The 24,596-nt window shown below is 69.5% G+C and carries 23 protein-coding genes and 2 pseudogenes; 14 read left to right on the plus strand and 11 right to left on the minus strand.

All coding sequences use genetic code 11. The annotated features are described in order from the left end of the window. The first annotated feature begins 141 nt into the window (after window positions 1-141). From GPZ80_RS34190 to GPZ80_RS00175, 4 genes are all read left to right on the plus strand, one after another. Window positions 142-930: a HAMP domain-containing protein gene (locus GPZ80_RS34190; protein ID WP_446678417.1), complete on the plus strand. Its 789-nt coding sequence runs from the start codon at window positions 142-144 to the stop codon at window positions 928-930. A 17-nt stretch (window positions 931-947) separates the two neighbouring features. Beyond that, window positions 948-4,892, plus strand: coding sequence for a HAMP domain-containing protein (locus GPZ80_RS00165; RefSeq protein ID WP_246476620.1), 3,945 nt, complete (start codon window positions 948-950; stop codon window positions 4,890-4,892). A 25-nt stretch (window positions 4,893-4,917) separates the two neighbouring features. After that, window positions 4,918-7,275 (plus strand): SpoIIE family protein phosphatase, encoded by a 2,358-nt coding sequence (locus GPZ80_RS00170; protein ID WP_187217670.1) that lies wholly within the window; start codon window positions 4,918-4,920, stop codon window positions 7,273-7,275. A 107-nt stretch (window positions 7,276-7,382) separates the two neighbouring features. Next, on the plus strand, window positions 7,383-7,730 hold the full coding sequence (locus GPZ80_RS00175) for an STAS domain-containing protein (protein WP_187217671.1): 348 nt from the start codon (window positions 7,383-7,385) through the stop codon (window positions 7,728-7,730). 122 nt (window positions 7,731-7,852) lie between these two features. Here the strand turns inward: GPZ80_RS00175 and GPZ80_RS33945 are convergent, their stop codons facing one another. From GPZ80_RS33945 to GPZ80_RS31945, 4 genes and pseudogenes are all read right to left on the minus strand, one after another. Beyond that, complete coding sequence (locus GPZ80_RS33945; protein WP_222718724.1) at window positions 7,853-7,984, minus strand: zinc ribbon domain-containing protein; 132 nt, start codon at window positions 7,982-7,984, stop codon at window positions 7,853-7,855. After that, a pseudogene (locus GPZ80_RS34195) lies at window positions 7,984-8,211 on the minus strand (zinc ribbon domain-containing protein); the annotation flags it as partial. The gene GPZ80_RS33945 and the pseudogene GPZ80_RS34195, both read right to left, overlap by 1 nt. Further along, window positions 8,099-8,420, minus strand: a pseudogene (locus GPZ80_RS33560) (transposase). The pseudogenes GPZ80_RS34195 and GPZ80_RS33560, both read right to left, overlap by 113 nt. Then, window positions 8,377-8,811, minus strand: coding sequence for a helix-turn-helix domain-containing protein (locus tag GPZ80_RS31945; protein ID WP_222718727.1), 435 nt, complete (start codon window positions 8,809-8,811; stop codon window positions 8,377-8,379). The pseudogene GPZ80_RS33560 and the gene GPZ80_RS31945 overlap by 44 nt, the downstream one beginning before the upstream one ends. Window positions 8,812-9,305: 494 nt before the next feature. On the opposite strand from GPZ80_RS31945, the gene GPZ80_RS00185 reads away from it, so the two are divergent. Next, window positions 9,306-9,761 (plus strand): hypothetical protein, encoded by a 456-nt coding sequence (locus tag GPZ80_RS00185; RefSeq protein ID WP_187217672.1) that lies wholly within the window; start codon window positions 9,306-9,308, stop codon window positions 9,759-9,761. A 60-nt stretch (window positions 9,762-9,821) separates the two neighbouring features. Beyond that, window positions 9,822-10,337, plus strand: coding sequence for a MarR family winged helix-turn-helix transcriptional regulator (locus tag GPZ80_RS00190; RefSeq protein ID WP_187217673.1), 516 nt, complete (start codon window positions 9,822-9,824; stop codon window positions 10,335-10,337). A 32-nt stretch (window positions 10,338-10,369) separates the two neighbouring features. On the opposite strand, the gene GPZ80_RS00195 is transcribed toward GPZ80_RS00190, so the two are convergent. After that, entirely contained in the window at window positions 10,370-11,197 is an 828-nt protein-coding gene (locus tag GPZ80_RS00195) for an SDR family oxidoreductase (RefSeq protein WP_312880031.1), read from the minus strand. 103 nt (window positions 11,198-11,300) lie between these two features. Between GPZ80_RS00195 and GPZ80_RS00200 the strand changes: the two genes are divergently transcribed. After that, the gene (locus tag GPZ80_RS00200) at window positions 11,301-12,095 is read left to right on the plus strand and encodes a crotonase/enoyl-CoA hydratase family protein (protein ID WP_187217674.1); all 795 of its coding nucleotides are present in this window, start codon (window positions 11,301-11,303) and stop codon (window positions 12,093-12,095) included. A gap of 227 nt (window positions 12,096-12,322) precedes the next feature. Further along, on the plus strand, window positions 12,323-13,102 hold the full coding sequence (locus tag GPZ80_RS00205; protein ID WP_187217675.1) for an ATP-grasp domain-containing protein: 780 nt from the start codon (window positions 12,323-12,325) through the stop codon (window positions 13,100-13,102). 151 nt (window positions 13,103-13,253) lie between these two features. Here GPZ80_RS00205 and GPZ80_RS00210 read toward each other — a convergent pair whose 3' ends face one another. Next, window positions 13,254-13,883 carry a hypothetical protein gene (locus GPZ80_RS00210; protein ID WP_187217676.1) on the minus strand — a complete coding sequence of 210 codons (630 nt, stop codon included), beginning with the start codon at window positions 13,881-13,883 and terminating at the stop codon, window positions 13,254-13,256. 128 nt (window positions 13,884-14,011) lie between these two features. On the opposite strand from GPZ80_RS00210, the gene GPZ80_RS00215 reads away from it, so the two are divergent. The 4 genes from GPZ80_RS00215 (at window position 14,012) to GPZ80_RS00230 (ending at window position 16,322) form a co-directional block, all read left to right on the plus strand. After that, a complete protein-coding gene (locus GPZ80_RS00215) occupies window positions 14,012-14,506 on the plus strand; it encodes a SigE family RNA polymerase sigma factor (RefSeq protein WP_187217677.1) in 495 nt (164 codons plus the stop codon). Continuing rightward, a complete protein-coding gene (locus GPZ80_RS00220; protein ID WP_187217678.1) occupies window positions 14,503-15,216 on the plus strand; it encodes a hypothetical protein in 714 nt (237 codons plus the stop codon). The genes GPZ80_RS00215 and GPZ80_RS00220 overlap by 4 nt, the downstream gene beginning before the upstream one ends. 24 nt (window positions 15,217-15,240) lie before the next feature. Continuing rightward, window positions 15,241-15,714, plus strand: coding sequence for a hemerythrin domain-containing protein (locus GPZ80_RS00225; protein WP_187217679.1), 474 nt, complete (start codon window positions 15,241-15,243; stop codon window positions 15,712-15,714). A 197-nt stretch (window positions 15,715-15,911) separates the two neighbouring features. Further along, the gene (locus GPZ80_RS00230; RefSeq protein WP_187217680.1) at window positions 15,912-16,322 is read left to right on the plus strand and encodes a RidA family protein; all 411 of its coding nucleotides are present in this window, start codon (window positions 15,912-15,914) and stop codon (window positions 16,320-16,322) included. Window positions 16,323-16,660: 338 nt separating this feature from the next. Here GPZ80_RS00230 and eda read toward each other — a convergent pair whose 3' ends face one another. Both eda and edd read right to left on the minus strand, forming a co-directional pair. Continuing rightward, on the minus strand, window positions 16,661-17,272 hold the full coding sequence (gene eda, locus GPZ80_RS00235) for a bifunctional 4-hydroxy-2-oxoglutarate aldolase/2-dehydro-3-deoxy-phosphogluconate aldolase (RefSeq protein ID WP_187217681.1): 612 nt from the start codon (window positions 17,270-17,272) through the stop codon (window positions 16,661-16,663). Next, window positions 17,269-19,083, minus strand: a complete 1,815-nt coding sequence (edd, locus tag GPZ80_RS00240; protein ID WP_312880032.1) for a phosphogluconate dehydratase — start codon at window positions 19,081-19,083, stop codon at window positions 17,269-17,271. Before edd ends, eda begins: the two co-directional genes overlap by 4 nt. A gap of 118 nt (window positions 19,084-19,201) precedes the next feature. Between edd and GPZ80_RS00245 the strand changes: the two genes are divergently transcribed. Both GPZ80_RS00245 and GPZ80_RS00250 read left to right on the plus strand, forming a co-directional pair. After that, complete coding sequence (locus tag GPZ80_RS00245; protein WP_246476621.1) at window positions 19,202-20,353, plus strand: ROK family protein; 1,152 nt, start codon at window positions 19,202-19,204, stop codon at window positions 20,351-20,353. A 41-nt stretch (window positions 20,354-20,394) separates the two neighbouring features. Further along, entirely contained in the window at window positions 20,395-21,126 is a 732-nt protein-coding gene (locus GPZ80_RS00250) for a GNAT family N-acetyltransferase (protein ID WP_187217683.1), read from the plus strand. Window positions 21,127-21,197: 71 nt separating this feature from the next. On the opposite strand, the gene GPZ80_RS00255 is transcribed toward GPZ80_RS00250, so the two are convergent. Genes GPZ80_RS00255 through GPZ80_RS00265 form a run of 3 tightly spaced genes read right to left on the minus strand, consistent with a single transcriptional unit; the run spans window position 21,198 to window position 24,480 of the window. Then, window positions 21,198-22,223: a LacI family DNA-binding transcriptional regulator gene (locus GPZ80_RS00255; protein WP_187217684.1), complete on the minus strand. Its 1,026-nt coding sequence runs from the start codon at window positions 22,221-22,223 to the stop codon at window positions 21,198-21,200. Continuing rightward, on the minus strand, window positions 22,220-23,557 hold the full coding sequence (locus GPZ80_RS00260; RefSeq protein ID WP_187217685.1) for a GH1 family beta-glucosidase: 1,338 nt from the start codon (window positions 23,555-23,557) through the stop codon (window positions 22,220-22,222). Before GPZ80_RS00260 ends, GPZ80_RS00255 begins: the two co-directional genes overlap by 4 nt. Further along, window positions 23,554-24,480, minus strand: a complete 927-nt coding sequence (locus GPZ80_RS00265) for a carbohydrate ABC transporter permease (protein WP_187217686.1) — start codon at window positions 24,478-24,480, stop codon at window positions 23,554-23,556. Before GPZ80_RS00265 ends, GPZ80_RS00260 begins: the two co-directional genes overlap by 4 nt. Between the last annotated feature and the right edge of the window lie 116 nt (window positions 24,481-24,596).

Raw genomic sequence — 24,596 nt, forward strand, 5'->3', positions numbered from 1 at the left:
ACTCCACCTCGTGCGGTAGTTACGGTTGGAATCCCTTGCTGAAGCCGGGGAGGATGTCAAAGCGTGTAGCGTCGTTCGCCAACCGCGTGGAAGGTGGCGTCGGGCGCCCACGCGCCGAGCGGACGAGCGAACGGACGGGACATGGGTGACACGACTGCCGAGTCCGCGACACGCGCGCGGGCGAGCCGAGGCATCGGCAAGGTCGGCGAGTCGGAACTGCGCCAGCTGCTGGCGGGACTGACCGCCGTCCGCGACGGCGACTTCGGCACCCGCCTGCCCGATCACGCCGACGGTCTCCTCGGCGAGATCGCCGCGGTGTTCAACGGCATGGTCGACCAGCTCTCCCTGTTCACCTCCGAGGTCACCCGCGTGGCCCGCGAGGTCGGCACGGAGGGCCAGCTCGGCGGCCAGGCCGAGGTGCCCGGCGTCTCCGGCACCTGGAAAGACCTCACCGACTCCGTGAACGCGATGGCGGGCAACCTGACCCGCCAGGTTCGCGACATCGCCCAGGTGGCGACCGCCGTCGCGGGCGGCGACCTGTCGCAGAAGATCGACGTCGACGCCCGGGGCGAGATCCTGGAGCTCAAGGACACCGTCAACACGATGGTCGACCAGCTCTCGTCGTTCGCCGACGAGGTCACCCGCGTCGCCCGCGAGGTCGGCAGCGAGGGCAGGCTGGGTGGTCAGGCCGACGTCAAGGGTGTCTCGGGCACCTGGCGTGACCTGACCGACTCGGTGAACTTCATGGCGGGAAACCTGACGGCTCAGGTCCGCAACATCGCCCAGGTCACGACCGCGGTGGCGAAGGGCGACCTGTCGCAGAAGATCGANCCGACGAGGTCACCCGCGTCGCCCGCGAGGTCGGCAGCGAGGGCAGGCTGGGTGGTCAGGCCGACGTCAAGGGTGTCTCGGGCACCTGGCGTGACCTGACCGACTCGGTGAACTTCATGGCGGGCAACCTGACGGCTCAGGTCCGCAACATCGCCCAGGTCACGACCGCGGTGGCGAAGGGCGACCTGTCGCAGAAGATCGACGTCGACGCCCGCGGGGAGATCCTGGAGCTGAAGAACACGATCAACACGATGGTCGACCAGCTCTCGTCGTTCGCCGACGAGGTCACCCGCATGGCCCGAGAGGTCGGCACCGAAGGTCTGCTCGGCGGTCAGGCCGACGTCAAGGGCGTCTCGGGCACCTGGCGTGACCTGACCGACTCGGTGAACTTCATGGCGGGCAACCTGACGGCTCAGGTCCGCAACATCGCCCAGGTCACGACCGCGGTGGCGAAGGGCGACCTGTCGCAGAAGATCGAGGTCGACGCGCGCGGGGAGATCCTGGAGCTGAAGGAGACCATCAACACGATGGTCGAGCAGCTCTCCGCGTTCGCCGACGAGGTCACGCGCGTGGCCCGGGAGGTCGGCACCGAGGGCAGGCTGGGCGGCCAGGCCCGGGTGCCCAACGTGGCGGGCACGTGGAAGGACCTCACCGAGTCGGTGAACGTCATGGGCGACAACCTGACCGCCCAGGTCCGCTCGATCGCCGAGGTCGCCACCGCCGTCGCCCGAGGCGATCTGACGCAGAAGATCCGGGTCGACGCCCGCGGGGAGATCCTGGAGCTCAAGGAGACCATCAACACGATGGTCGACCAGCTCTCCGCCTTCGCCGACGAGGTCACCCGCGTGTCCCGTGAGGTCGGCACCGAGGGCAACCTCGGCGGCCAGGCCACCGTGCGCGGTGTGTCCGGCACCTGGAAGGACCTGACCGACAACGTCAACGTGATGGCGTCCAACCTGACCGGGCAGGTGCGCTCGATCGCCACGGTCGCCACCGCGGTGGCCAGGGGCGACCTGTCGCAGAAGATCATCGTCGAGGCCAAGGGCGAGGTTGCCGCGCTCGCCGAGGTGATCAACACGATGGTCGACACGCTGTCCGCGTTCGCCGACGAGGTCACCCGCGTCGCCCGTGAGGTCGGCACCGAGGGCCAACTGGGCGGGCAGGCCCGCGTGCCGAACGTGGCGGGCACGTGGAAGGACCTGACCGACAACGTCAACTTCATGGCGAACAACCTGACCAACCAGGTCCGCAACATCGCCCAGGTCACCACCGCGGTCGCCCAGGGCGACCTGACCCGCAAGATCGACGTCGACGCGCGCGGCGAGATCCTCGAACTCAAGACCACGATCAACACGATGGTCGACCAGCTCTCCGCGTTCGCCGCCGAGGTCACCCGCGTGGCCCGCGAGGTCGGCAGCGAGGGCCGCCTCGGCGGGCAGGCCGAGGTCGAAGGCGTGTCCGGCACCTGGAAGCGGCTCACCGAGAACGTCAACGAGCTGGCCGGGAACCTGACCCGACAGGTCCGCGCCATCGCGGAGGTCACCAGCGCGGTCGCCGAGGGCGACCTGACCCGGTCGATCACCGTCGAGGCCTCCGGCGAGGTCGCCGAACTCAAGGACAACATCAACTCGATGGTCGGCTCGCTGCGCGAGACCACCCGGGCCAACCAGGACCAGGACTGGCTCAAGTCCAACCTGGCCCGGATGTCCGGCCTCATGCAGGGCCGCCGCGACATCGCGCTGGTCGCCGAGCTCATCGTCGACGAGCTGGCCCCGCTGGTCTCAGCCCAGTACGGCGCGTTCTACCTCGCCGAGGACGGCGCCGACGGCCAGGAGCTGCGGCTCATCGGCTCCTACGGGCACCCCGGCACGACAGGCAACGGCAGCGAGCCGGTGCGGTTCCGGTTCGGCCAGTCCCTGGTCGGGCAGGCCGCCCGCAGCAGGCGCACGATCGCGGTGGAGGACATCCCGCCCGGCTACGTCACCATCTCCTCCGGCCTGGGTCAGGCGCCGCCGACGAGCCTGATCGTGCTGCCGATGGTGGTCGAGGAGCAGGTCCTCGGCGTGATCGAGCTGGCCTCGGTGCGCAGCTTCACCCAGATCCAGCGCGACTTCCTCGAACAGCTGATGGAGACCGTCGGGGTCAACGTCAACACCCTCGTCGCCAACGCCCGCACCGACGAGCTGCTCGGCGAGTCCCAGCGGCTCGCGGCCGAGCTGCAGGCCCGCTCCAGCGAGCTGCAGATCCGGCAGGAGGAGCTGCAGCTGTCGAACGCGGAGTTGGAGGAGAAGGCCGCTCTGCTGGCCAGTCAGAACCGCGATATCGAGACCAAGAACCTGGAGATCGAGCAGGCCCGCCAGGAACTCGAGGCCCGCGCCCACCAGCTGGCGCTGACCTCGAAGTACAAGTCGGAGTTCCTGGCCAACATGAGCCACGAGCTGCGCACCCCGCTCAACAGCCTGCTCATCCTGGCCCAGCTGCTCGCCCAGAACCCCACCCGCAACCTCACCGCCAAGCAGGTCGAGTACGCGGGCATCATCCACTCGGCGGGCTCGGACCTGCTGCAGCTGATCAACGACATCCTCGACCTGTCCAAGGTCGAGGCGGGCAAGATGGACGTCAGCCCCGAGCGGATCGAACTCTCGGGCCTCATCGACTACGTCGAGGCCACGTTCCGGCCGCTGACCACGCAGAAGAACCTCGACTTCCGGATCTCCACCGGCTCCGGCGTGCCGTCCGAGGTGTTGACCGACGACGCGAGGCTGCGCCAGGTCCTGCGCAACCTGCTGTCCAACGCGGTGAAGTTCACCGAGCGCGGCGGCGTCGAGCTCAAGATCGAGACCGCCTCGGCCGCCGAGCTGCCCGCGTCGGTCAGCGTCCACGGTCCGGCAATCGCCTTCCGGGTGATCGACACCGGCATCGGCATCGCCGAACAGCAGCTCGAATCGATCTTCGGCGCCTTCCAGCAGGCCGACGGCACGACCAGCCGCAAGTACGGCGGCACCGGGCTCGGCCTGTCGATCAGCCGCGAGATCGCCTACCTGATCGGCGGCGCGCTCACCGCGACGAGCGCACCGGGCATGGGCAGCACGTTCACCTTGTTCCTGCCGGTCGCCCACCCCGACTTCCAGGAGATCCCGGCCGACGCGCTGACCCAGCCCGTCACCGGCGTCGAGGAGGACGACTCCAAGGACACCGCCTCCCACCAGCGCAGGCTTCTCGTCATCGAGGAACACCGGCCGGGGCTGCTGTCTCTCGTCGCCGAGAGCGCTGTCGCCGACCTCGGCGCCAGCCACGACCTCAACGACCCACGCGGCCCGATCACCGTGCTCAGCGCGGTCAGCGCCGCCGAGGCCGCCGACGCGCTCGCCGGCGGGCCGTGCCACTGCGTCGTGCTCGAACTCGACCTGGCCGACGCGCTCCGGTTCCTCGAGGTCATGGACAGCTACCCGGAACTGCGCGGCATTCCTGTGCTGGCGCACAACAACCGGCGGCTCGACGTCGACCAGGAACGCGGCCTGCAGGCGCGCGCGGGCAGCAGGCCGCTGGAGTTCCTCTCCAGCCTCGACGAGCTGCGGGAGCGGATCGCGCTGCACCTCAACGCCGACGAGGCGGGCGACGTGCTGCCGCTGGCCCGAACCGACCGGGACGGTGAAAGCCCGTCACCACGGCCGATCCCGGGCGACCTGGCCGGGCGCACCGTCCTCGTCATCGACGACGACGCCCGCAACGTCTTCGCCCTCACCGGCATCCTTGAGACCCACGGCATGCGCGTGCTGCACGCGGAGAACGGCCGTAAGGGCATCGAGACGCTGTCCGACCACGACGACGTCGACCTGATCCTGATGGACATCATGATGCCGGAGATGGACGGCTTCGCCGCCACCACGGCGATCCGCGACATGGCGAAGTACGCCGACCTGCCGATCATCGCGGTCACCGCGAAAGCCATGCCGGGCGACCGGGAGAAGACCATCGCCTCCGGCGCCAACGACTATGTCACCAAGCCGGTCGACGCACATGACCTGATCACTCGCATCCAGGACAGCCTGCGGGGCTGACGACCATCAAAGGGGAGCCGATTTCGTGCACACGCCCACTGAGCCGCAGCAGCCGCTCGAGGTGGAGGGGCGGGTGGGCGAGAACGGCGACAACGCCACTGCTGGGCTGGAGAGACTGGCCGAGACTGTGCGCGCCCTGCGCGCGCAGGTCGAGCGGGCACGCATCGGCGCGGACACCCGCGGGCTGATCGAGCTGGCCAAGGGTGTGCTGGTGGAACGCCTGCACATCGGGCCGGCTGAGGCGGCCCGGCAGGTCAGCACCCTGGCCGAGCAGGCCGGTCTGTCCCAGGCCGAACTGGCCGCCGACATCGTCAACCGCACCGCGCGCGACGGATTCGCCCAGCTGCTGATCGACGAGATCGCCGACCCGCCGCCCGAGGTCGGCGCCCGGCTGCGCACCGCCGAGAGCGGGGTGCTGGCCGCGGGCGACGTCCAGGCCGTCACCGAGGCGATCCTCGAACACGCCCTCGCACCTCTGGGCGCGACCGCCGCCGCCGTGTGGACCGTCGACCTCGACGCCTCGCTCACCCTGGCGGGCGCGGTCGGCTTCAACCCCGACGAGATCGAACGGTGGCACTACGTCCCACCCGGGGTCACCACCGCCGCGAGCAGCGCGCTCACCAGCAGGCGCACGATCTGGATCCGCGGCGGCGACTCCGGCGTCCTGCCGTCCATCGGCGGCGCGCAGTTCCGCGAGGGCGGGCGCGTGGCGACCCTGGCCACCTCCGGCGGCCGCATCCGCGGTGTCCTGGAGATCTGCTGGCCGACGGCGATGCCCACGCAGCCACCGCAGGTGGTCCGCCAGATCGACGCGCTGGCCGAGCTGTGCGGGCACGCCATCGAGACCCGGCCGGAGTCCGCGGTCCAGGCGCCGCGCGCAGACCTGACCGCGCTCGCCGACGCGATGCTGGATCCGGCGATGGTCCTGGTGCCCGAACTGGACGAGGGGGGTGCAGTCATCGACTTCCGCGTCCACCACGCCAACGCCCGGTTCGTCGACCCGGAGGGCAGGCAGCGCGCCTCCGTCGTCGGCGCGACCCTGCTGGAGGCCTACCCGGTGGCGGCGGGGAAGTCGGCCCTGTACGACACCGTCGCCGAGGTCCACGCCACCGGCGCGCCATTCCGCGCCGAGCGGCTCGCGCTGAGCGTGTCGATCGACCAGCCGCCGCTGACCGAGCTGGAGGCGCTGAGCGTCAGCCGGATCGGCGGGGGAGTACTGATCACCTGGCGGCCCCAGGACGAGTCGGCGAAGTCGACGATCCTGCTCAGCCACGCCCAGCGGCTCAGCCAGGTCGGCGGCTTCGACGAGGACAAGATCACCGGCGAGATCACCTGGACCAGCGAGCTGTACGCGCTCTACGGGCTGCCCGAGACCGAGGGGCCGATTCCGCTGGCCGACCTGGCCGAACACGCCCACCCGGACGACTCGGCGGCCATCACGCGGTTCCTGCGCACGCTGCTGCACCACGGCCGCCCGGCGTCGACGGTGTTCCGGATGCGCAGGCCCGACGGCGCCTACCGGCACAGCCGGGTGATCGCCGAGCCGCTGCTCGATCCCAGCTCCGGGCTTGTCGCCGTGCGCGGCGCCTACCAGGACATCTCCGCGCAGCACTGGACCGAGGTCGCGCTCGCGGCCACCCGTGACCAGCTCGTCCTCACCGAGCAGGAGTCCGCCGAGCGCAACCGGCTGGCCCTGCAGCTGCAGCGGGCCATCATGCCGTCCACCCACGACCCGATCGAGCTGCCCGACCTGCGCATCGCCGTGCGGTACCGGCCCGCGGAGAAGGACCACCTGGTCGGCGGCGACTGGTATGACGCGGTGGTCCTGCCGTCGGGTCAGCTGCTGATCTCCGTCGGCGACATCGCGGGCCACGGCATCGACGCGGCCACCGGCATGGTCGTGCTCCGCAACGCCCTGCGCGGCCTCGCCGCCACGGGGGCGGCGCCGAACCAGCTGTTGACCTGGCTCAACAACGTCGCGGGCAACCTCGCCGACCATGTGCTGGCCACCGCGCTGTGCGGCCTCTACGACCCGGAGACGCGCGTGCTGCGCTGGGCCAGGGCCGGGCACCTGCCGCCGGTGCTGGTCCGCGACGGGCACGCGAACACGCTGCCGATGCTCAAGGGGCTGCTGCTGGGTGTCAAGGCCGACGCCGAGTACGAGCTGGGCGAGGTGCGGCTGCGCGAGGACGACGTCCTGGTGATGTACACCGACGGGCTGATCGAGCGGCGCACCGCGTCCCTCGACGACTCGCTCGACCATCTGCTCGACATCGTCAGCACCTCCGCGATCGACCTCGACCAGCGCTTGGACCGGCTGCTGCTGCACTGCGACGCCGACACCGACGACGACGCCTGCATCGTCGGCATCCAGGTGCGGTGATCACCCGCTGAAGGGGCGGACGGGGGCGGAACCTATACGCTTTGCCAGGATCGTGTGTCCCGAACACAGGCACGACTGCTGGTTCCAGCGCGCTGGAGGCGTCCGCGATGACCAAGGCTCCGATGAACACGACCACCGAACGCGCAGGCGACTCGGTCCTCGTGCGGGTCGTGGGTGAAGTCGACCTCGCCACGGCCGCGGAACTCAAAGGTGTGCTCGCCGCGGCGGCCGATCTGGGCGATGCCCGCGTCCTCGTCGCCGACCTCAGCGATGTGACGTTCTTCGGGTCCGCGGGTCTGACCGTGTTGCTCACCGCGCACGAGCGCGGCTGTGAGACTGGTGTGCCGTTCGTCGTCGTCCCGGGTGTGGACAGCTCCGCCCGCCGAATCCTGGAGATCACCGAGATGCTCGAGGTGCTGACCACGGCCGACTCGGTGGACTCGGCCATCAGCTGACCGTTCGTTGAATCTCAGTGATTCTTCCTGCTTCGTTGACCGTTGCTCCGGCGGGCCGGAGCCTGATGTGGTCTCCACAGGCGTTTTGTCTCTCCGGGGAACCTCCCGGCGAGAAGACCAGCTCAACCGGCATTGGCGAGCATTGCCGCGAGCAGGTTGGTGGCGGCGTTGCGGTCGCGGTCGTGGACCGCACCGCACCCACCGCAGGTCCAGGCCCGGTCGGCGAGGTGAGCCCACCATGGCGCTGCCCACATCCGGGGGTGGAGCAGGTTTTGGAACTGTGCAACCAGCGGTCGGCTTTCCACATCCGCGACCCGTAGCACGCTGTCTTGTAGTCGAGTTGGCGGGCGAACTCGCCCCACCCGGCATCAGAGATCGCCCGGGCAACCTGCGGTTGCCTCCATCCCGATGATGTTGAGGGTTTCCATCGCGATGGCCGACTTGGTTCTCGCCAGCCCCGTGGTGGTCTTGTGCAGGAAATCAGTGCGCCGGTTGGCGACCCGCAGATGCACCCGGGCTACCCGCGCGCCGTTTGGCTCGGTTCGCCGGCCCCATTTGGGACCGGGCCAGCGCCTTGTTCGCCCTCCGCAGCTTCCGCAGCCCGGCTTTGAGCGGCTTCGGCGCGTGGATTTCGGTGAGCGTGCCGTCACTGTCGACGATGGTTGCGAAGGTGGTCAGACCGAGGTCCACCGTGCTCGCGTTTACGCCACGACGGGAACCCGACCTCGCGTCCCTTGCGTCTGCCCCTGCGGGAGTCGAAGAAAGTGCGGAACCCGGCCGCCATCACTCGACACGCCTCCTTCGGCACCCGGGAGGACAACCCGGCCTCGACAAACCACGGGAACCGGTCGGGGTGCGCGACACGCCACGCCGACTCCAACTCCGGAGCCGACCACGGCACCAAGGTCAACTCGTCCTCGGGTATCCCGTAGGTCTGCTCCGCCGCACGCTGATCAAGGGCCGCCTTGACCCGTTCCAACGCGAAATTCTCCCCCAACCGCGACAACCCGGCGTGCTGCCCCAACCGGACCCGCTGCTCCTCGGTCGGGGCCAACTCCACCCGAAACCCCTGCTTACTCACCGCTGAACCCCACCGGGGCAACGCACTCGTGCGCGCACCCTCGCTCGCCGCGCAGACCGCAGATCACACACCATCCCAGATCACTCTGCACCGCTGCTGACACCCTCCCGGGGCGACCACAAGCACGCTCCGACCACCCACCGACAAAATGGGTGACCCGACGCGCACGCGACCGGACAACCCAGCCCCCCGCGATCCGACAGCCATGATGAAGAACGTCAAATGAACACCGACGATCGCCGATTAAGGCCCCGGCAGATGCCAAGCCCGGACATACACCGGGCCCCGACGACCATGACGGTCAGTCGGGGCCCGGGGTGCCCGGCGGCGGGCCGAATAAGTTCGGTTGGGACGAGGTCCAGCGGGTATGTACCCGGGCTTGCCCGATCTCACACGTGGTTCGGGAAAAAATCTCCACCGGTTTCGAACCCCTTCGGGTGTCGATCCGGTTCTCGGCTGGTGACCTGCGGCGATGCCCGGTTGATTAGGGAACCATGACTCGCAAATCCGTGATCACGACCGTGCTCGTCCTCCTCGGGGTGGCGGTGCTGGGCGTCGGTGTCGTCCTCGCCTACGACGCGTTCCGGACCCGCAAGATCGACTCCTACGCGATCACCTACGAGGTGACGGTCGAGGGGGCGGGCGGCATCCGCAAGGTCGAGTACACGGCGGTGCCCGACGGGCAGCACCGGACCGCCGACCCGACCACCCGCACCGACGAGACCCCGACGGCGCAGCCGTGGAGCCGCGACGTGATCATCCCGGCGGGCCGTCAGGCCAGGCTCACCGTCACCCCGGCGGAAGGCGCGGTCGTCGGGTGCAAGATCGTCCTGGACAAGGACCTGGGCAGCCCGAAGACGAAGACCCTCACCGAGAACAGGGCGCCCGCGGCCGGGCAGCCCATCACCTGCTCGACGACACTCGACGACGACCAGAGGTTTCGTCGGTAAAGGGTTCGGCGCCACGTACGATCAGACCGTACGCAGGCCGAACGATGAGCAGGGTGAACGATGACGGAGCCGCAGCCGCTGGTCCCCGGGACGGTGGGCGACCACACGAGTTGCCTGCTGGTGAAGCTGGGACAGGTCATGTTCCGGCTGGCCGAGGAGGAACTGCCCGGCCTACGGGTGCGGCACTACAGCATCCTGCAGGCCCTCGCCGACAACGGCCCCACGCCCCAACTCGCCCTCGGCGCGTACCTGCGGATCGACCCGGCCACCATGGTGAGCAGCCTCGACGACCTGGAGAACGCGGGCCACGCCGCCAGGGTGCGCGACCCGGGCGACCGCAGGCGGTACCTGGTGAGGATCACCGAGAGCGGCCGGACGGCGCTCGCGGGCGCCAACGAGCGCCTTGGCGAGCTGGACGACCAGGCTTTCGCCGAGCTGTCGTCGGCCGACCGCAAAGCGCTGCACCGGATCCTGTCGAAGCTGTCCTCCGGCACCACCCTGCCCGCCGCCTTCGACGCGATCCGGGACCAGCCCGGGTCACGGAAGCTGTCGGGTTCGCAGCAGGCGTCCGCGTAGCCGCTCCGCGCGCGGGGACGCGGGGGCTCGGATCAGAACGCGTCGAGGAAGATGTCGAGGGCGAGGTCGCCGGTGGCGCCCGCGGCGCGGTAGGGCGACAAGTCGGTGATGCCCTCCTCGGCGAGCACCTCGTCGTCGACGAAGTGGTTGCCGGTGCACTCGCGGGAATCGCGGACCAGGATGGCGTGCGCGGCGTCGGCGACGATCTGAGGGCTGCGGGACTGGTCGGCGCCGCCCAGGAGGTTGCGTACGGCCGCGGTGTCGATCAGGGTGCGCGGCCACAGCGAGTTGGCGGCGATGCCGTCGTCCTTGAACTCCTCGGCCAGCCCGATCGTGCACAGGCTCATGCCGTACTTGGCGAGCGTGTAGCCAAGGTGCGCGCCGACCCAGTGCGGGGCCAGGTTCAGCGGCGGCGACAGCGTCAGGATGTGCGGGTTCGCCGCGGCGCGCAGGTGCGGGATGGCGGCCCGGCTCAGGACGAACGTGCCGCGGGTGTTGATGTCCTGCATGAGGTCGTAGCGCTTCAGGTCGAGCTTCTCGGTGCCCGAGAGGTCGATCGCGCTGGCGTTGTTGATCACGATGTCGATACCGCCGAAGCGGTCCACGGCCTGCTCGACCGCGCTGCTGACGTCGGCGTCCTCGCGGACGTCGCCGACCACGGCGAGCGCCTGGCCACCCGCCTTCTCGATCTCCTCGGCGGCGGTGAAGACGGTGCCTTCCAGCTTCGGGTGCGGTGTCGCGGTCTTGGCGAGCAGGACCACGTTGGCGCCGTCCTGGGCCGCGCGCAGGGCGATGGCGAGTCCGATGCCGCGGCTGCCGCCGGACATGACGATCGTCTTGCCCGCAAGGGTCCTGACCACGGCCGACCTCCAGATGTGTGCGTTCCAAATCGTACGTATTACAAATGATATGTTTCGCTATGTCAATTTGCGCTAGTCTGCGGTTCGCGACGAGGAGGCGACGGTGGCGGAGACGGCAGGGGCGGTACAGGTCACCCGGGACGTCGCGGTGACCACGATCAGCATCAACCGGCCCCACGTGCGCAACGCCGTGGACCGCCCCACCGCCGAGGCGCTCGCCGAAGCCTTCCGCGCCTTCGACGCGGATCCGTCGGCATCGGTCGCCGTCCTCTACGGCGAAGGCGGGACGTTCTGCGCCGGCGCCGACCTCAAGGCGATCAGTACCGGACAGGGAAACCGGGCCGCGCCCGACGGCGACGGCCCGATGGGGATCTCTCGGATGCGACTGTCCAAACCGGTCATCGCGGCGATCAACGGGCACGCGGTGGCGGGCGGGTTGGAGCTGGCGGTGTGGGCTGACCTGCGGGTGGCTGGGGAATCGGCCGTGCTCGGGGTGTTCTGCCGTCGCTGGGGAGTGCCGCTGATCGACGGCGGGACGGTGCGGTTGCCGCGGCTGATCGGCACCAGCGTCGCGATGGACCTGATCCTGACCGGTCGCCCGGTGGACGCGGCGGAAGCCCTGCGGATCGGCTTGGTGAACCGGGTCGTGCCGGACGACCGTGTGCTGGCCGAGGCGCAGGAGTTGGCGGCGCGGATCGCCGCGTTCCCACAGACCTGCATGCGGCAGGACCGACTGTCGGTGTTGGAACAGGAGGGACTTGACGAACGGGTGGCCCTCACCAACGAGTTCAGCCACGGCTTGGTGTCCCTGGCCGCCGACACCCTTGCGGGCGCGACCCGTTTCGCTGAGGGCGCCGGACGGCATGGCACTTTCGATGGCCCGGAAAGTCCACTGTAGACACTGCGGAATCGGCGGCGGAATGGGCGCTTTACCAGGCCGCCGCAGGTCCGTCGACACCAGTGCTGTTCCATGTCGGTATGGACTCGAGCGTTTTGGTGCTGATGACGGATCACAGCTCGAGAGAGGGCAGCCGCAAGGTTCTGTCCCGCGCCGCCGAGAGGCTCACCGGAAAACCTCCGGTTTCGATCGACGCACGACACTTCTTCCCAGGTGGGAGCGGCAAGGTGACCGCCGTCGACGGCGGACTCCAGATTGAGGTTCCCGCCGAGAACCTGGTGGTCAGACCTTCGGCCCTGGTCATCTACGAGATACCACCGGAGAAACGCCGAGGGTTCGAGGCTGCCCAGCGGCAGCTGCACGCGTTCGGGGCCGCTTCCTTGGGCACCGACGTCGAGGCCTGGCGGGTGGCCACCGAGAAGGACCTCACTGTCGAGCGGTTCACCCGCGACGGCATCGCGCAGATGGAGACCATCAGCGTGACCGCGGACGCGAACCCGGCCGCGGTCTTCGAGCGGTTGGGCCGCGACGTCTGGGCCCGCCCGGTCGTCGGCATGGGCGGCAACGACGTCTTCCATGTCACCACCGACGAGCAGCTGAACGCCGCCACCCGCTACTACGGCGAATCCGGCCTCGGCTGGCTGATGGCTCGCGACGCGAACAACTTCACCCCCGACGGCGTCCGCCAGCAGTTCCGCGTCGTCGTGCTCGACGGGCGCGTGGTCTACGCCTGTGAGCACGTGCAGGCCCAACCCGACGCGCCGTGCAACGAGACCCGGGGTGCGGTGTCGACCAGGTTGTCACTTGATGAACTACCTCCGGAACTTCATCAGTTGGCGGTCTCGGCCACCAAGTCGCTGGGGCTCAACCTGGGCGGTGTGGACCTTGCGCTGGTGAACGGTGGCGTCGTGTTCGAGGTCAACGTGCATCCCGCGTTCAACACCTCGATCCCCGTCGAGGAGTCGTTCGCCACGCCGTACATCGAGGCCCACCTGGCGCTGCGCTAGCTAGCGCTGGTGGTTCGTGTTGCCACATGGCACCTCGAGGCGCGTCTGGCGTTGCGGTCTAGGGTTGGAATGTGTCAGCCACGTGTCCTCGAGGCGCATGCGGTGCGCTGTAGCGCCGGGGCCCCGCTGTGGGACCCCGGCGCCGACTCGGTCAGCCGCGGCCGAACGAGTTGTTGCCCAGTGGCAGCGGGGCGCCCGCGGCGTCGAACGCGGCGAGGCTCGACGGCTCCTTGGTGGAGTAGTCGAACCACCACACCTTGATGGTGGGGTCCTCGCTCCAGTCGGCCTGCTTGGCTTGGACCGTCTTGCCGCCGATGGTGGCGGTGATCTTCGCGGCCGGGCCCGCGTAATAGCCGAACGCGGGAATCCGGCCGTTGCCGGAGGCGACGCTGGCGCCGTGGAAGCCGGGGGCCTTGTCGGAGCCCACGGTCTCGTTGGTCGCGTAGTGGCCGGTGAAGACCCCCTTCGCGTCGGTGCGGCCGCCCAGCAGGCCGAAGTGGACGTCGGGCAGGTGCTGCGGCTCGTCGATCTTGATGAAGCGGAAGACAAGCTCCCCGCCGGGGCCGGTTGACCCCGTGGCCACCGGCTGTCCGAGGAAGACGTGCTCGGGCTCGGAGCTGTCGGCCCGGGGTGCGTCAGCCTTGGCGACCGGCTGGACGGCGGCGGCAGGCGCCTGCGCCGCGCTGGGCGCCGCGGTGGCCATGGCGACCCCGGTGGTCGCCGCTGCTGCCGCGACGGTGATCGCGATCGCGACCAGCGTGCGGCGGTGCACACGTGACATGTGGTGTTCCCCTGTTCTGTGTGGTTGTCCTACGCCGGGAAAGACGGGTTGGACGATCGGAAAAGTTCTGTCGTCGGCGCGCAACTTTTTCGAACGCCCACTCGTCTCGATGGGTATGGGGGAAACGCATGGGCCGTCGTGACGCCGATTTCGTCGAGTTCGTTCAAGCCGCTTCCGGGCGGCTGCTGCACGCTGCCTACCTGCTGACCAGCGACCGGCACTACGCGGAGGACGTAGTGCAGACGGCGTTGGCCCGCAGCTATGCGGCCTGGTCGCGCATCCGCGACGACGATGCCTACGGGTATGCCCGGCGGATCATGGTCAACCACGTGATCGACCGGTGGCGCAGGCCGGTGCGCGAGCACTCGACAGAGGAGGTGCCGGAGCAGGCGGTGGCGGGCGGTGAGGCGGTGGTGGTCGAACGGGAGTGGCTGATGGACATGCTCGACGGGCTCACCGCGCGGGAGCGGGCGGTGGTCGTGCTGCGGCACTACTTCGACCTGCCCGAGGCCGCGGTGGCCACCGAACTCAACGTCTCACTCGGCACAGTGAAGAGCACGAACGCCCGCGCGTTGAGCAAACTGCGCACCACCGTGGCCGCACCGAACGGAGGATCGCGATGACCGACATCGACCGCCTGCGCGCGGCGCTGCGGGAACCGGTCGAGTTCGCCCCGGTCGACGTCGAGCAGATCATGGCGGCGGGCACCCGCATCCGCAGGCGCCGCCAACTGCGCAACGGCATGGCGGCGGTCGCCGGCGTGGCGGCTGTCATGGTGATCATCGTCGGTGGCGCGGGCCGGCTGCGCACGGCGCCTGTACAACCCGCGGGCACCCCTTCGCTGACCATCACCTCGACGCCAAGGCCGGTCAGCCTGTCGGGAAAGCCGATCATCGGCGATGTGATCCGCACCGGCGACCTGCACGAGTGGGGTGAGCTCGCGTTCTACCTGTACCCGATCGACGAGCCCAGCCTCCCGCAAACGCGCTTCGGTCTGGTCGCGGGTCGGATGTCGCCGGAGGGGCGAATCACCGACCTCTACACGATCAATGAGACCGATGGCCCCGACAAGGCCCCCGGGTTCCACGGGTCGAGCGTCGCCAACGCCGCCGGCAGGCTCCCCGCGTTCGGCTACTACACGGGCCCGGCCACGAAGATCACCGCGGTCATCGAGGGGAAGACAATGCAGGCACACCAAGCCGACTGGAGCGAGGACCGCTCGGTGAAGGTGTGGTGGTTCGACTACTCCACGGCGGAGCCGACGAACCTGGCCGCCTTCGACGCTTCAGGAGCGCCACTACCGTTGGGCAACAACGGATTCGGACGGGGTTGAGCCGCCGTGTCGACAGATCGCGCCATGGCACTCGGCAACCAGCTGATCGAGATCCACATCTGGCTGCGCGAGGAACTAACCGACCTCCGCGCCGATGTGGACGCCTACATCGAGGGCACGTCCGATCGGCAACGAAGCCTGCGCGCACACTGCCTCACGTTCTGCTCGGCCCTCACTCGTCACCACACGGGCGAAGACGTTGGGGCGTTCGCCGCACTGGAGGCCGAATTCCCCGACCTGGGGCCGGTTCTGGCCGAACTCCGCCGCGATCACGTGCTGGTCGAGGACGCGCTGCGGAGGCTGCAATCGTTGGTGGATTCCTTATCCGAAACGGCGGATCCTGCGCGGACACGGGAGATCCGCGGGGACCTGGACACGTTGGCGGCGTTGATCGAGACCCACTTCACCTATGAGGAGAAGCGTCTCGTCGTGGCGCTCAATGAGTTGGAAGTCGCCGCTGCGACCGAAGATCTGCTTGGGGTGGTGCCGCCGGACTGAGGGCGCGATTCGGTTGTGCGACTCTGGCCGCGGGTCTCCGTCTGGGTGGCTCGCCGGCTCGGCGGGCTATGGAACTTGTCAAGTTCATCCCGCTGCTCTGATGCGGTACGACCCCTGGCCGGATAACCAAGGGGCGGTCCGAGGGGATCTTTGTGAAGATGGCGGCGTCTCATGCCTGATTCGCGAAGGGAACGACAATGGCCCGTGGCATCACGTTGATCCGCTCCTCCTCCCTGTCCGACGTGGCCGAGTACGCCTACGCGGCCACGGCACCTGCCCGATCACGACTGATCTTCCTTGCCGGTTCGTGTCCGTTGAACGCCGACGGATCCACGGCCGCGGTTGGGGACTACGCGGGCCAGGCGGCGAAAGCCGTGGAGAACATGCGGATCGCTCTGACCGAGGCCGGGGCATCACTCCATGACGTCATCAGCACGAGGGTTCTCGTCGCGTCAGCCCGCCGGGAGGATCTGGTGACCGCCTGGGAGGTAGTCCGGGACTCGTTCGGTGAGCACGACGTCCCCAGCACTTTGATGGGCGTCACAGTGCTCGGCTACGACGATCAGCTTGTGGAGATCGAAGCCGTCGCCGCCGTGCTCGATTCCTGAGACGGTGGTCAACGGCACGTGCTTGTGTGGAATCTGTTTGTCACCAAGCCGCCCGGGATGTAAGTAGCTGGTCGAGGGCCCGGTCTCGGAGAGCATGGCGAACAGGACGTCGCAGCGGCGTCGGGCGAGGCAGATGAGGGCGGAAGACGGCGCGTTTGAGCTTGCGGTCGCCGGTTCTGGCGGGACCGCACCGATCCGGGGCGTGGGATCGCCGATCGCCCACCTTCTCGGAGGCGGCCACAGGTTGGGCGGTGGGGGCGGTCAGAGATACCTCATGATCGCCCCCACCGAGATGGATGGTGCCGCGACCGGAGTCTTCACGGTCTGGCACTCACCGGTCAGAGCGCCGCCGCTGCCTTCGCCGCTGCCTCGATGGCTGCCCAGTCGCCGTCGACGATTGCGTTGGTGGGGGCGATCCAGGAGCCGCCGACGCAGCCCACGTTTGACAGTGCCAAGTAGTCGGGGGCGCTTGCCTCGGTGATGCCGCCGGTCGGGCACAGCCGCACCTGTGGCAGCGGGCCCGCCACCGCGCGCAGGTACTCCGGGCCGCCCGCGGCGGATGCGGGGAAGAACTTCATCTCGGTGATCCCGCGGTCGAGCATCGCCATCATCTCCGACACCGTGGCCACCCCCGGCAGATACGGCAGCCCGGTCTCGGCCATCGCGTCGAGCAGTCGGGGGGTGCCGCCAGGGCTGATCAGGAACTTCGCGCCCGCCTTCGTGGCTGCTTCGACCTGGTCGGGAGTGGTGAGGGTGCCGACGCCGACCACCAGCTCGGGGACTTCGGTCGCGATCAGTTCGATGGCGGCCAGTGCGGCCTTGGACCGCAGGGTGACCTCGATGACCGGCACCCCACCCGCCAGCAGCGCTCGGGCGAGCGGGACGGCGTCGTCGGCGTCGCGGATGACGACGACCGGGATGACGGGGGAGAGATCGAGGACCGAACTCATGACGCGGTCTCCATTCCGAAGACGGTGGCACCCTGGTCGGCGGGGCCGATGGCGGCGCGGAAGGCGGCGAACAGTTCGCGGCCGGTTCCGGTGGGGGAGTTGGGTTCGCGGGGCTCTGGGGTCCGCGCGTCCAGGTCGGCGAGGACGTCGAGGGTCCCGGTCTCCGCGTCGACGGTGACCAGGTCGCCGTCACACAGTCGCGACAGCGGCCCGCCGTCGGCGGCTTCGGGGGTGACGTGGATGGCGGCGGGGATCTTGCCGGAGGCGCCCGACATCCGGCCGTCGGTGACGAGTGCGACCGCGTGCCCGCGGTCCTGCAGGACGCCGAGCGCGGGCGTCAGCTTGTGCAACTCGGGCATCCCGTTCGCCTTGGGGCCCTGGTATCGCACGACGGCGACCAGATCGTGGAACAACTCGCCTGCCTGGAACGCGTCGAGGAAGTCCTGCTGGTCGTCGAACACCCGCGCGGGGGCGGTGACCACCCGGTGCTCGGCCTTGACCGCCGACACCTTCATGACCGCCCGGCCGAGCCTGCCCGACAGCATCCGAAGACCGCCGTCGGGGGCGAACGGGTCGGCCACGCCGCGCAGGACGGTCTTGTCGAGGCTGTCCGAGACCCCGCCCAGCCAGACGACCCCGCCGTCGCGCAGCACGGGTTCGGACCGGTATGCGGACAGTTCGCCCGCGACGGTCCGGGCATCCTCGTGCATGAGGCCCGCGTCGAGGAGTTCGCTGATCAGGTACGTGGTGCCGCCCGCGGCATGGAAGTGGTTCACGTCGGCGGTGCCGTTGGGGTAGATCCGGGTCAGCGACGGCACGACGGCCGACAGCTCGGCGAAGTCGTCCCAGCGCAGGGTGATCCCCGCGGCGGCGGCGATCGCGACCAGGTGCATGGTGTGGTTGGTGGAGCCGCCGGTGGCCAGCAGCGCGACCACACCATTGACGATCGCGCGCTCGTCGATCACCTCGCCGATCGGCGTGTAGTTCTCGCCAAGGCTGGTCAGGTCGAGGACGCGGCGGCCCGCTTCCTCGGTGAGCGCGGTGCGCAGTGGCGTGCCCGGGTTGACGAAGGCCGCGGCGGGCAGGTGCAGGCCCATCGCCTCCATCAAAAGCTGGTTGGAGTTCGCGGTGCCATAGAACGTGCAGGTGCCGGGACCGTGATACGACGCCGACTCGGCGGCCAGCAGCTCCTCGCGGCCGACCTTGCCCTCGGCGTGCAGCTGCCGGACCCTGCTCTTCTCCGCGTTGGACAGGCCGGAGGTCATCGGGCCCGCCGGAACCAGGATCGTCGGCAGGTGCCCGAAGGCCAGCGCGCCGATGACGAGACCCGGCACGATCTTGTCGCACACGCCGAGCAGCAGCGCGCCGTCGAACATGTCGTGGGAGAGGGCGAGCGCGGTGGACATGGCGATCACGTCGCGGCTGAACAGCGACAGCTCCATGCCCGCGCGGCCCTGGGTGATGCCGTCGCACATCGCGGGCACGCCCCCGGCGAACTGGGCGACGCCGCCTGCTTCGGCGATGGCCCGCTTGAGGATGGCGGGGAAGGCTTCGAACGGCTGGTGGGCGGAGAGCATGTCGTTGTAGGCGGACACGATCGCGATGTTCGGCTTCACCGCGGCGCGCAATGTCAGCTTCTCGGCGGGGCCGCAGGCGGCGACGCCGTGGGCGAGGTTCGCGCAGCCGAGTGATCCTCGGGCCGGGCCCTGGGCCGAGGCGGTGCGGATCCGGTCGAGGTAGGCGGCGCGGCCCACGGCGCTGCGCTCGGCGATGCGGGCGGTCACGGCGGCGACGGTGGGGTGGGTGCTCACGTGGTCCAGGTTAGCCAGACTTCTGTATCGATACAAGCAACCTTAGGTATTAAAGGTACTTTAGTGTTCAGTGGACCTCCGATAGACGGGAAGTGGTGTGATGGCGGCAGGTGCGGTCATGGCCCCAGGCGCATCCGCGGGCGAGGTGTTCGGACTCATCCGGGGCGGCCTCGCCGAAACCCGCGCCGACCTGGGCAGACTCACCGGCCTGTCGCGCACCGCCGTCACCCTGCGGGTCGACCAGCTGATCGACCGCGGCCTGGTGGTGGAGACCGCGGCGGGCGGGTCGACCGGCGGCCGTCCGCCTACGCGGCTGGTGTTCAACGCCGACGGTGGGGTCGTCCTGGCCGCGGCGCTCGGCGCGAGTCGCAGCCAACTGGCCGTGTGCGACCTGTCCGGCCGCGCCCTCTCGACGGCGACGGTCGAGTGGGCCGACGACCCGGCCGTCGTGCTGACCGCGGTGGCGGACTCCTTCGACCGGCTGCTGGCGGGCCGCAGGCCGCTGCGCGGCATCGGTGTCAGCGTGCCCGGCACGGTCGAGGCGGGCACCACCCGCAGCGTCAGCCCGTCGGCCTGGGTCGATGTCGACATCCCCGCGTTCTTCGCCGAGCGGTACGGCGTCCCGGTGCGGGTCGACAACGACGTCAACGCCCTCGCGCTCGCCGAGCACCGCGCCCACCCCGACATCGACGACCTGCTGGTGATCAAGGTGTCCACCGGCATCGGCGCCGGGATCATCTCCGGTGGCGGTCTGCGTCGCGGCGCCATGGGGGCCGCGGGGGAGATCGGGCACACCAAGGTCGCGGACGGCGGCGGCGCGGTGTGCCGGTGCGGCGGCGTCGACTGTCTGGAGGCGGTCGCGGGCGGCTGGGCGCTGGTCCGCGAACTGGCCGCGCGCGGCCGACAGGTCGGCACCGCGCTCGACGTGGCCGAACTGGCCCGCGCCGACGACCCGGAGGCGCTGCGGCTGGTTCGGGCGGCCGGGCGGCACATCGGCGGGGTGGTCGCGGCCGCGGTGAACCTGCTCAACCCGGCGATGGTCATCGTCGGCGGTGACCTCGCGCGCGCGTACGAGCCGCTGGTCGCGGGGATGCGCGAGCTGATCTACCAGTCCGCGGCCGCCACGGCGACCCGTGACCTGCGGATCGAACCGGGCACCCTGACCGACGGCGGCACCCGGACCGGCTGCGCGGTCATGGTCCTCGACGATGTCCTGTCGGCGGCGTCGGTGAACGCGGCTGTCGCGGGCAGGCCCGTCGCCGTCGGCTAATCGGTTGTCCGGGGGCCGCGCGATGCGATGGAATCGGCGGCGTGCATGAGCTGAAGACCCCGGCGGACGTGGCCGCCGCGACGACCGATCCCGTGCTCAATTGGGGCGCCCAGGCCTTGGCGGATGGATACCCCAATGAGCGCGGCCAGGCATGGGAGCACGACGGCGCGGTGCTTGTCCACGCGCCCGGTCTCTATCGGCGTGACCGCGTGATCCTGACCGGCCCGGCCGAGCAGGCGCTCAAGCTGGTGACGTCCGTGCGCCTGCCGACCCCTGGGGCCCCGATCGCCCGCACCGAACTGGCCGACCAGATGTGTCAGCTGGAACCCGGTTGGGCGGCGTACGCCAGGTTCGGCTGGATGACGACCACGGGTGATCCAGGCCCGCGCCCCGACGGTGTCCGCTGGCTCGTCGAGGACGACCTCGACCAAGCCGACCACCTGGTGCGCACGGCGAACCCGCACGGCTGGCTGGTCCCGCGCGAAACCGGAACCCGTCGCTGGGCGGGGATGTTCGACGGCGACACCCTCGTCTCGATGGCGGGCGACGCCTGGCCCGCGCCCAACATGGGGTTCATCGCCGGCGTCGCCACCCACGAGGACCACCGCGGCAAGGGCGCCTCCAACGCTGTCTGCGCCTTCGTGCGGGACACGCTGCTGGCTGAACACGGGTCTTGCGGGCTGATGGTCTACGCGGACAACGCAACCGCGATCCGCCTCTACGAACGGTTGGGCTTCACCTATCAGAGCATGACCGCGTTCGGTCCTGAGTAGATCGGAATCGTCGGTCCGCTTCTCGGGCTCACGCTGCGGCGAGCGGGTCGCGGCGCTCGTTCGGCCCGGTCTCAGGCGGATTCCCGCTCCACCAACCGAGTCGGCAGGACTACTGGGGAGCTTGGTGGGCCGCCGCCGATTTGGGTGAGGAGTAGTTCGGCCATGATCCGAGCCTGGTCGACCACCGGCTGGTGGATGGTCGTCAGTGGCGGTTCGGTGTGTTGGGCCATCTCGATGTCGTCGTAGCCGACGACGGCGACATCCTCAGGCACCCGCCGCCCGGCGGCGCGTAGCGCTCGTAGGGCTCCCATGGCCATCAGGTCGCTGGCGACGAAGACGGCGTCGGTGTCCGAGCGACGGCTGAGGATTTCTGTCATGGCCTGTTCGCCGGATTCTCGGGTGAAAGCGCCGCGTGCGATGTGGTGGGGTTTGAGGCCCGCCGTGCGGAGGGTGTCCTGGAAGCCGGTCAGACGGTCGACGCCCGCGGTCATGTCCGGGGGGCCGGTGACGGTCGCGATGCGGGTTCGGCCTGCCGCGATCAGGCGTTCGGTGGCCAGCACGGCACCGCCGAGGTTGTCGACGTCGACATAGGTGAGGCCCGGCAACTGGTGCTGGGGGCGGCCGCCGACCACGGTCGGGATTCCCGCGCTGAGCAGCAGTTCCGGCAGCGGGTCGTCCCCGTGCATGGACACCAGGAGCACGCCGTCGACGTGGCCGCCGCGTACGTAATCGGCGAGGCGGGCGTGTTCGGCGTCGTTCTGGGCGTTCATCAGGACCAGTTGGACGCCGGTTCCCATCAGGGTCTGACTGGTCGCGATGATCATGTTGCCGAGGTACGGGTCGGCCAGCACCTTGGCGTCCGGTTCGCGCATGACCAGGGCGATCGAGTCGGTTCGGCGGGTCGCCAGGCTGCGGGCGGCGCGGTTGGGGACGTAGCCGAGGCGGACGATGGCGGCGTCGACGGTGGCCTTGACCTCGGGCGACACCTTGGGCGAGCCGTTGATCACCCGCGACACGGTCGCGCGCGAGACGCCCGCTTCGGCGGCGACCGTGTCGAGGGTTGGCTGCCGTCGTGTGGCCGTCCCGTCCGCGCTCATACCGTCCCGTTGGTCCCGTGGTTTTTGATCACTTCCCGATACCAGTATGCGCTGTCCCTCCAGACCCGGCGCTGCGTGGCGTAGTCGACGTGGACGATGCCGAACCGCTTCGCGTACCCATAGGCCCACTCGAAGTTGTCGAGCAACGACCACACGAAGTATCCCCGCACATCCACGCCCGCCCGCAGCGCCGCGTGCACCGCGGTGAGGTGGTCGCGTAGGTAGTCGACGCGGTCGGTGTCGTGCACCTCGTCGTCGAAGGCTGCGCCGTTCTCGGTGATCATGATCGGTATCGCCGGGTACTCGTCGCGCAGGCGGGTGAGGATCGTGGCGAGACCGCCCGCGTCGATGGGCCAGCCCATGGCGGTGAGCGGGCCGCTGACGACAGGCCTGACATCTCCGCACCCGGGCCACGGACCGTCGGCCCCCTCTTCTCCCAGTTCCACGACAGTCGGGCTGTAGTAGTTGACGCCCAACAGGTCCATCGGGGTGGCGATCACCGCCTCGTCACCTTCGTGGACGAAGGCCCAGTCGGTGAGCCGCGCGGTGTCGCCACGCACGTCCTCGGGGTAGCCGCGACCGAAGAGCGGGTCCAGGAAGATCCGGTTGGCCAGCCCATCGATGCGCCGCGCCGCGTCACCGTCGGCGGGGGACGCGGGCGTCACTGCCGCCAGGTTGAGCACGATGGACGTCCGGGCCGTGGCGGGCAGGGCCGCCCGGAGCGCCTGGGTGCCCAGCCCGTGGGCGAGCAGCAGGTGGTGCGCGGCGCCGAGGGAGACACCGGGATCGGTGCGGCCGGGCGCGTGCTCACCGGAGGAGTAGCCGAGGAACGCCGAGCACCACGGTTCGTTGAGCGTGGTCCACAGCGGCACCCGGTCGCCGAGCCTGCGCGCCACGAGCCCTGCGTACTCGGCGAACCGGGCGGCCGTGTCGCGCTCGGCCCAGCCGCCCGCGTCTTCCAGGTCCTGGGGCAGGTCCCAGTGGTACAGCGTGAGCATCGGGGTGATGTCGTGGCTGACCAATTCGTCGACGAGCCGGTCGTAGAAGTCCAGCCCGGCGGTGTTGGCGGGCCCGCGCCCGGTCGGCTGCACCCGGGGCCACGCCACGGAGAACCGGTAGGCGTCGAGCCCCAGGTCGCGCATCAGGGCGACGTCGGAGCGGTACCGGTGGTAGTGATCGGCCGCGATGTCACCGGTGTCGCCGCCCGCCACCTTCCCCGGGGTGTGCGCGAAGGTGTCCCAGATGGACCGGCCGCGTCCGCCCTCGTCGACCGCGCCCTCGATCTGGTACGACGCCGTCGCCGCACCCCACATGAAGCCTTCCGGGAACTTCATCCCTTCACCGCGCCCTGCATGATTCCTCCAATTATCTGTCTGCCGAGGACGAGAAACACGATGAGAATCGGGAACGTCGCGATCACCGTCCCGGCCAGCACCAGCGAGTAGTCCACCTCGATGCCGCTCGCCGTGTTGGCGATGGCGACCTGGACGGTGGGGTTCTGCGTGTTGAGCAGGATGAGCGGCCAGAACAGGTCGTTCCAGTAGGTGATGAAGATGAGCAGGCCGAGCACCGCCGCCCCCGGCCGGGCGATCGGCAGCACCAGGCTCCAATAGATGCGCAGGGTGGAAGCGCCGTCGACTCGGCCTGCCTCGATCAGCTCGTCCGGCATGGCGGAGGTGAGGTACTGGCGCATGAAGAACACGCCGAACGCGCTCACCAGGGCGGGGACGATCACCCCGCGCAGGTCGTTGGACCAGCCGAACCACTGGGTGACCATGATGTAGAGCGGGATGATCGCCAGCTGGGTCGGCACCAGCATCGTCGCCACCACCATCGTGAAGAGCGCGTTGCGGCCGCGGAAGCGCAGCTTGGCGAACGCGAACCCGGCGAGGGTGGAGGTGAGGACGACCGACAGCGTGATGGACCCGGCGACCACAGTCGAGTTGATCAGCGCCAGGCCGAACTTGCCCTGGATGAACGCGGTGGACAGGTTGTCCCACAGGTTGCCGCCGGGCACCAACGGCGGCGGATACCGCCCCACCGACGACTTGTCGCGTGAGGACACCACCACCGACCAGTACAGCGGAAAAGCCGACACCAGCACGATGGTTATCAACAGCCCGTAGGTTATCCACAGGCTGCCGTCTTTCCCACGTTTCCGTCGCCCCCTCCCGATAGACTGGCCAAGGGCTGTCCCCCCAGGGAAGGGCGGGGGCTGCGCGGCGGCGGGTTTTGCGGTTGTGGGTGTGGTGGGCATCAGGGCGTCCGCTCTTGGGAGGGCGGCGGTTGTGTGGGTGCCGGTCTCGGGTTTGTCGTGGGCATAGGGGTGCCCTTCGGGGATTCGTCAGGCGGGGTGCGTTTCGAGGGGTGTGG

The sequence above is a fragment of the Actinokineospora xionganensis genome (assembly GCF_014323725.1).
Taxonomy (GTDB): Bacteria; Actinomycetota; Actinomycetes; order Mycobacteriales; family Pseudonocardiaceae; genus Actinokineospora; species Actinokineospora xionganensis.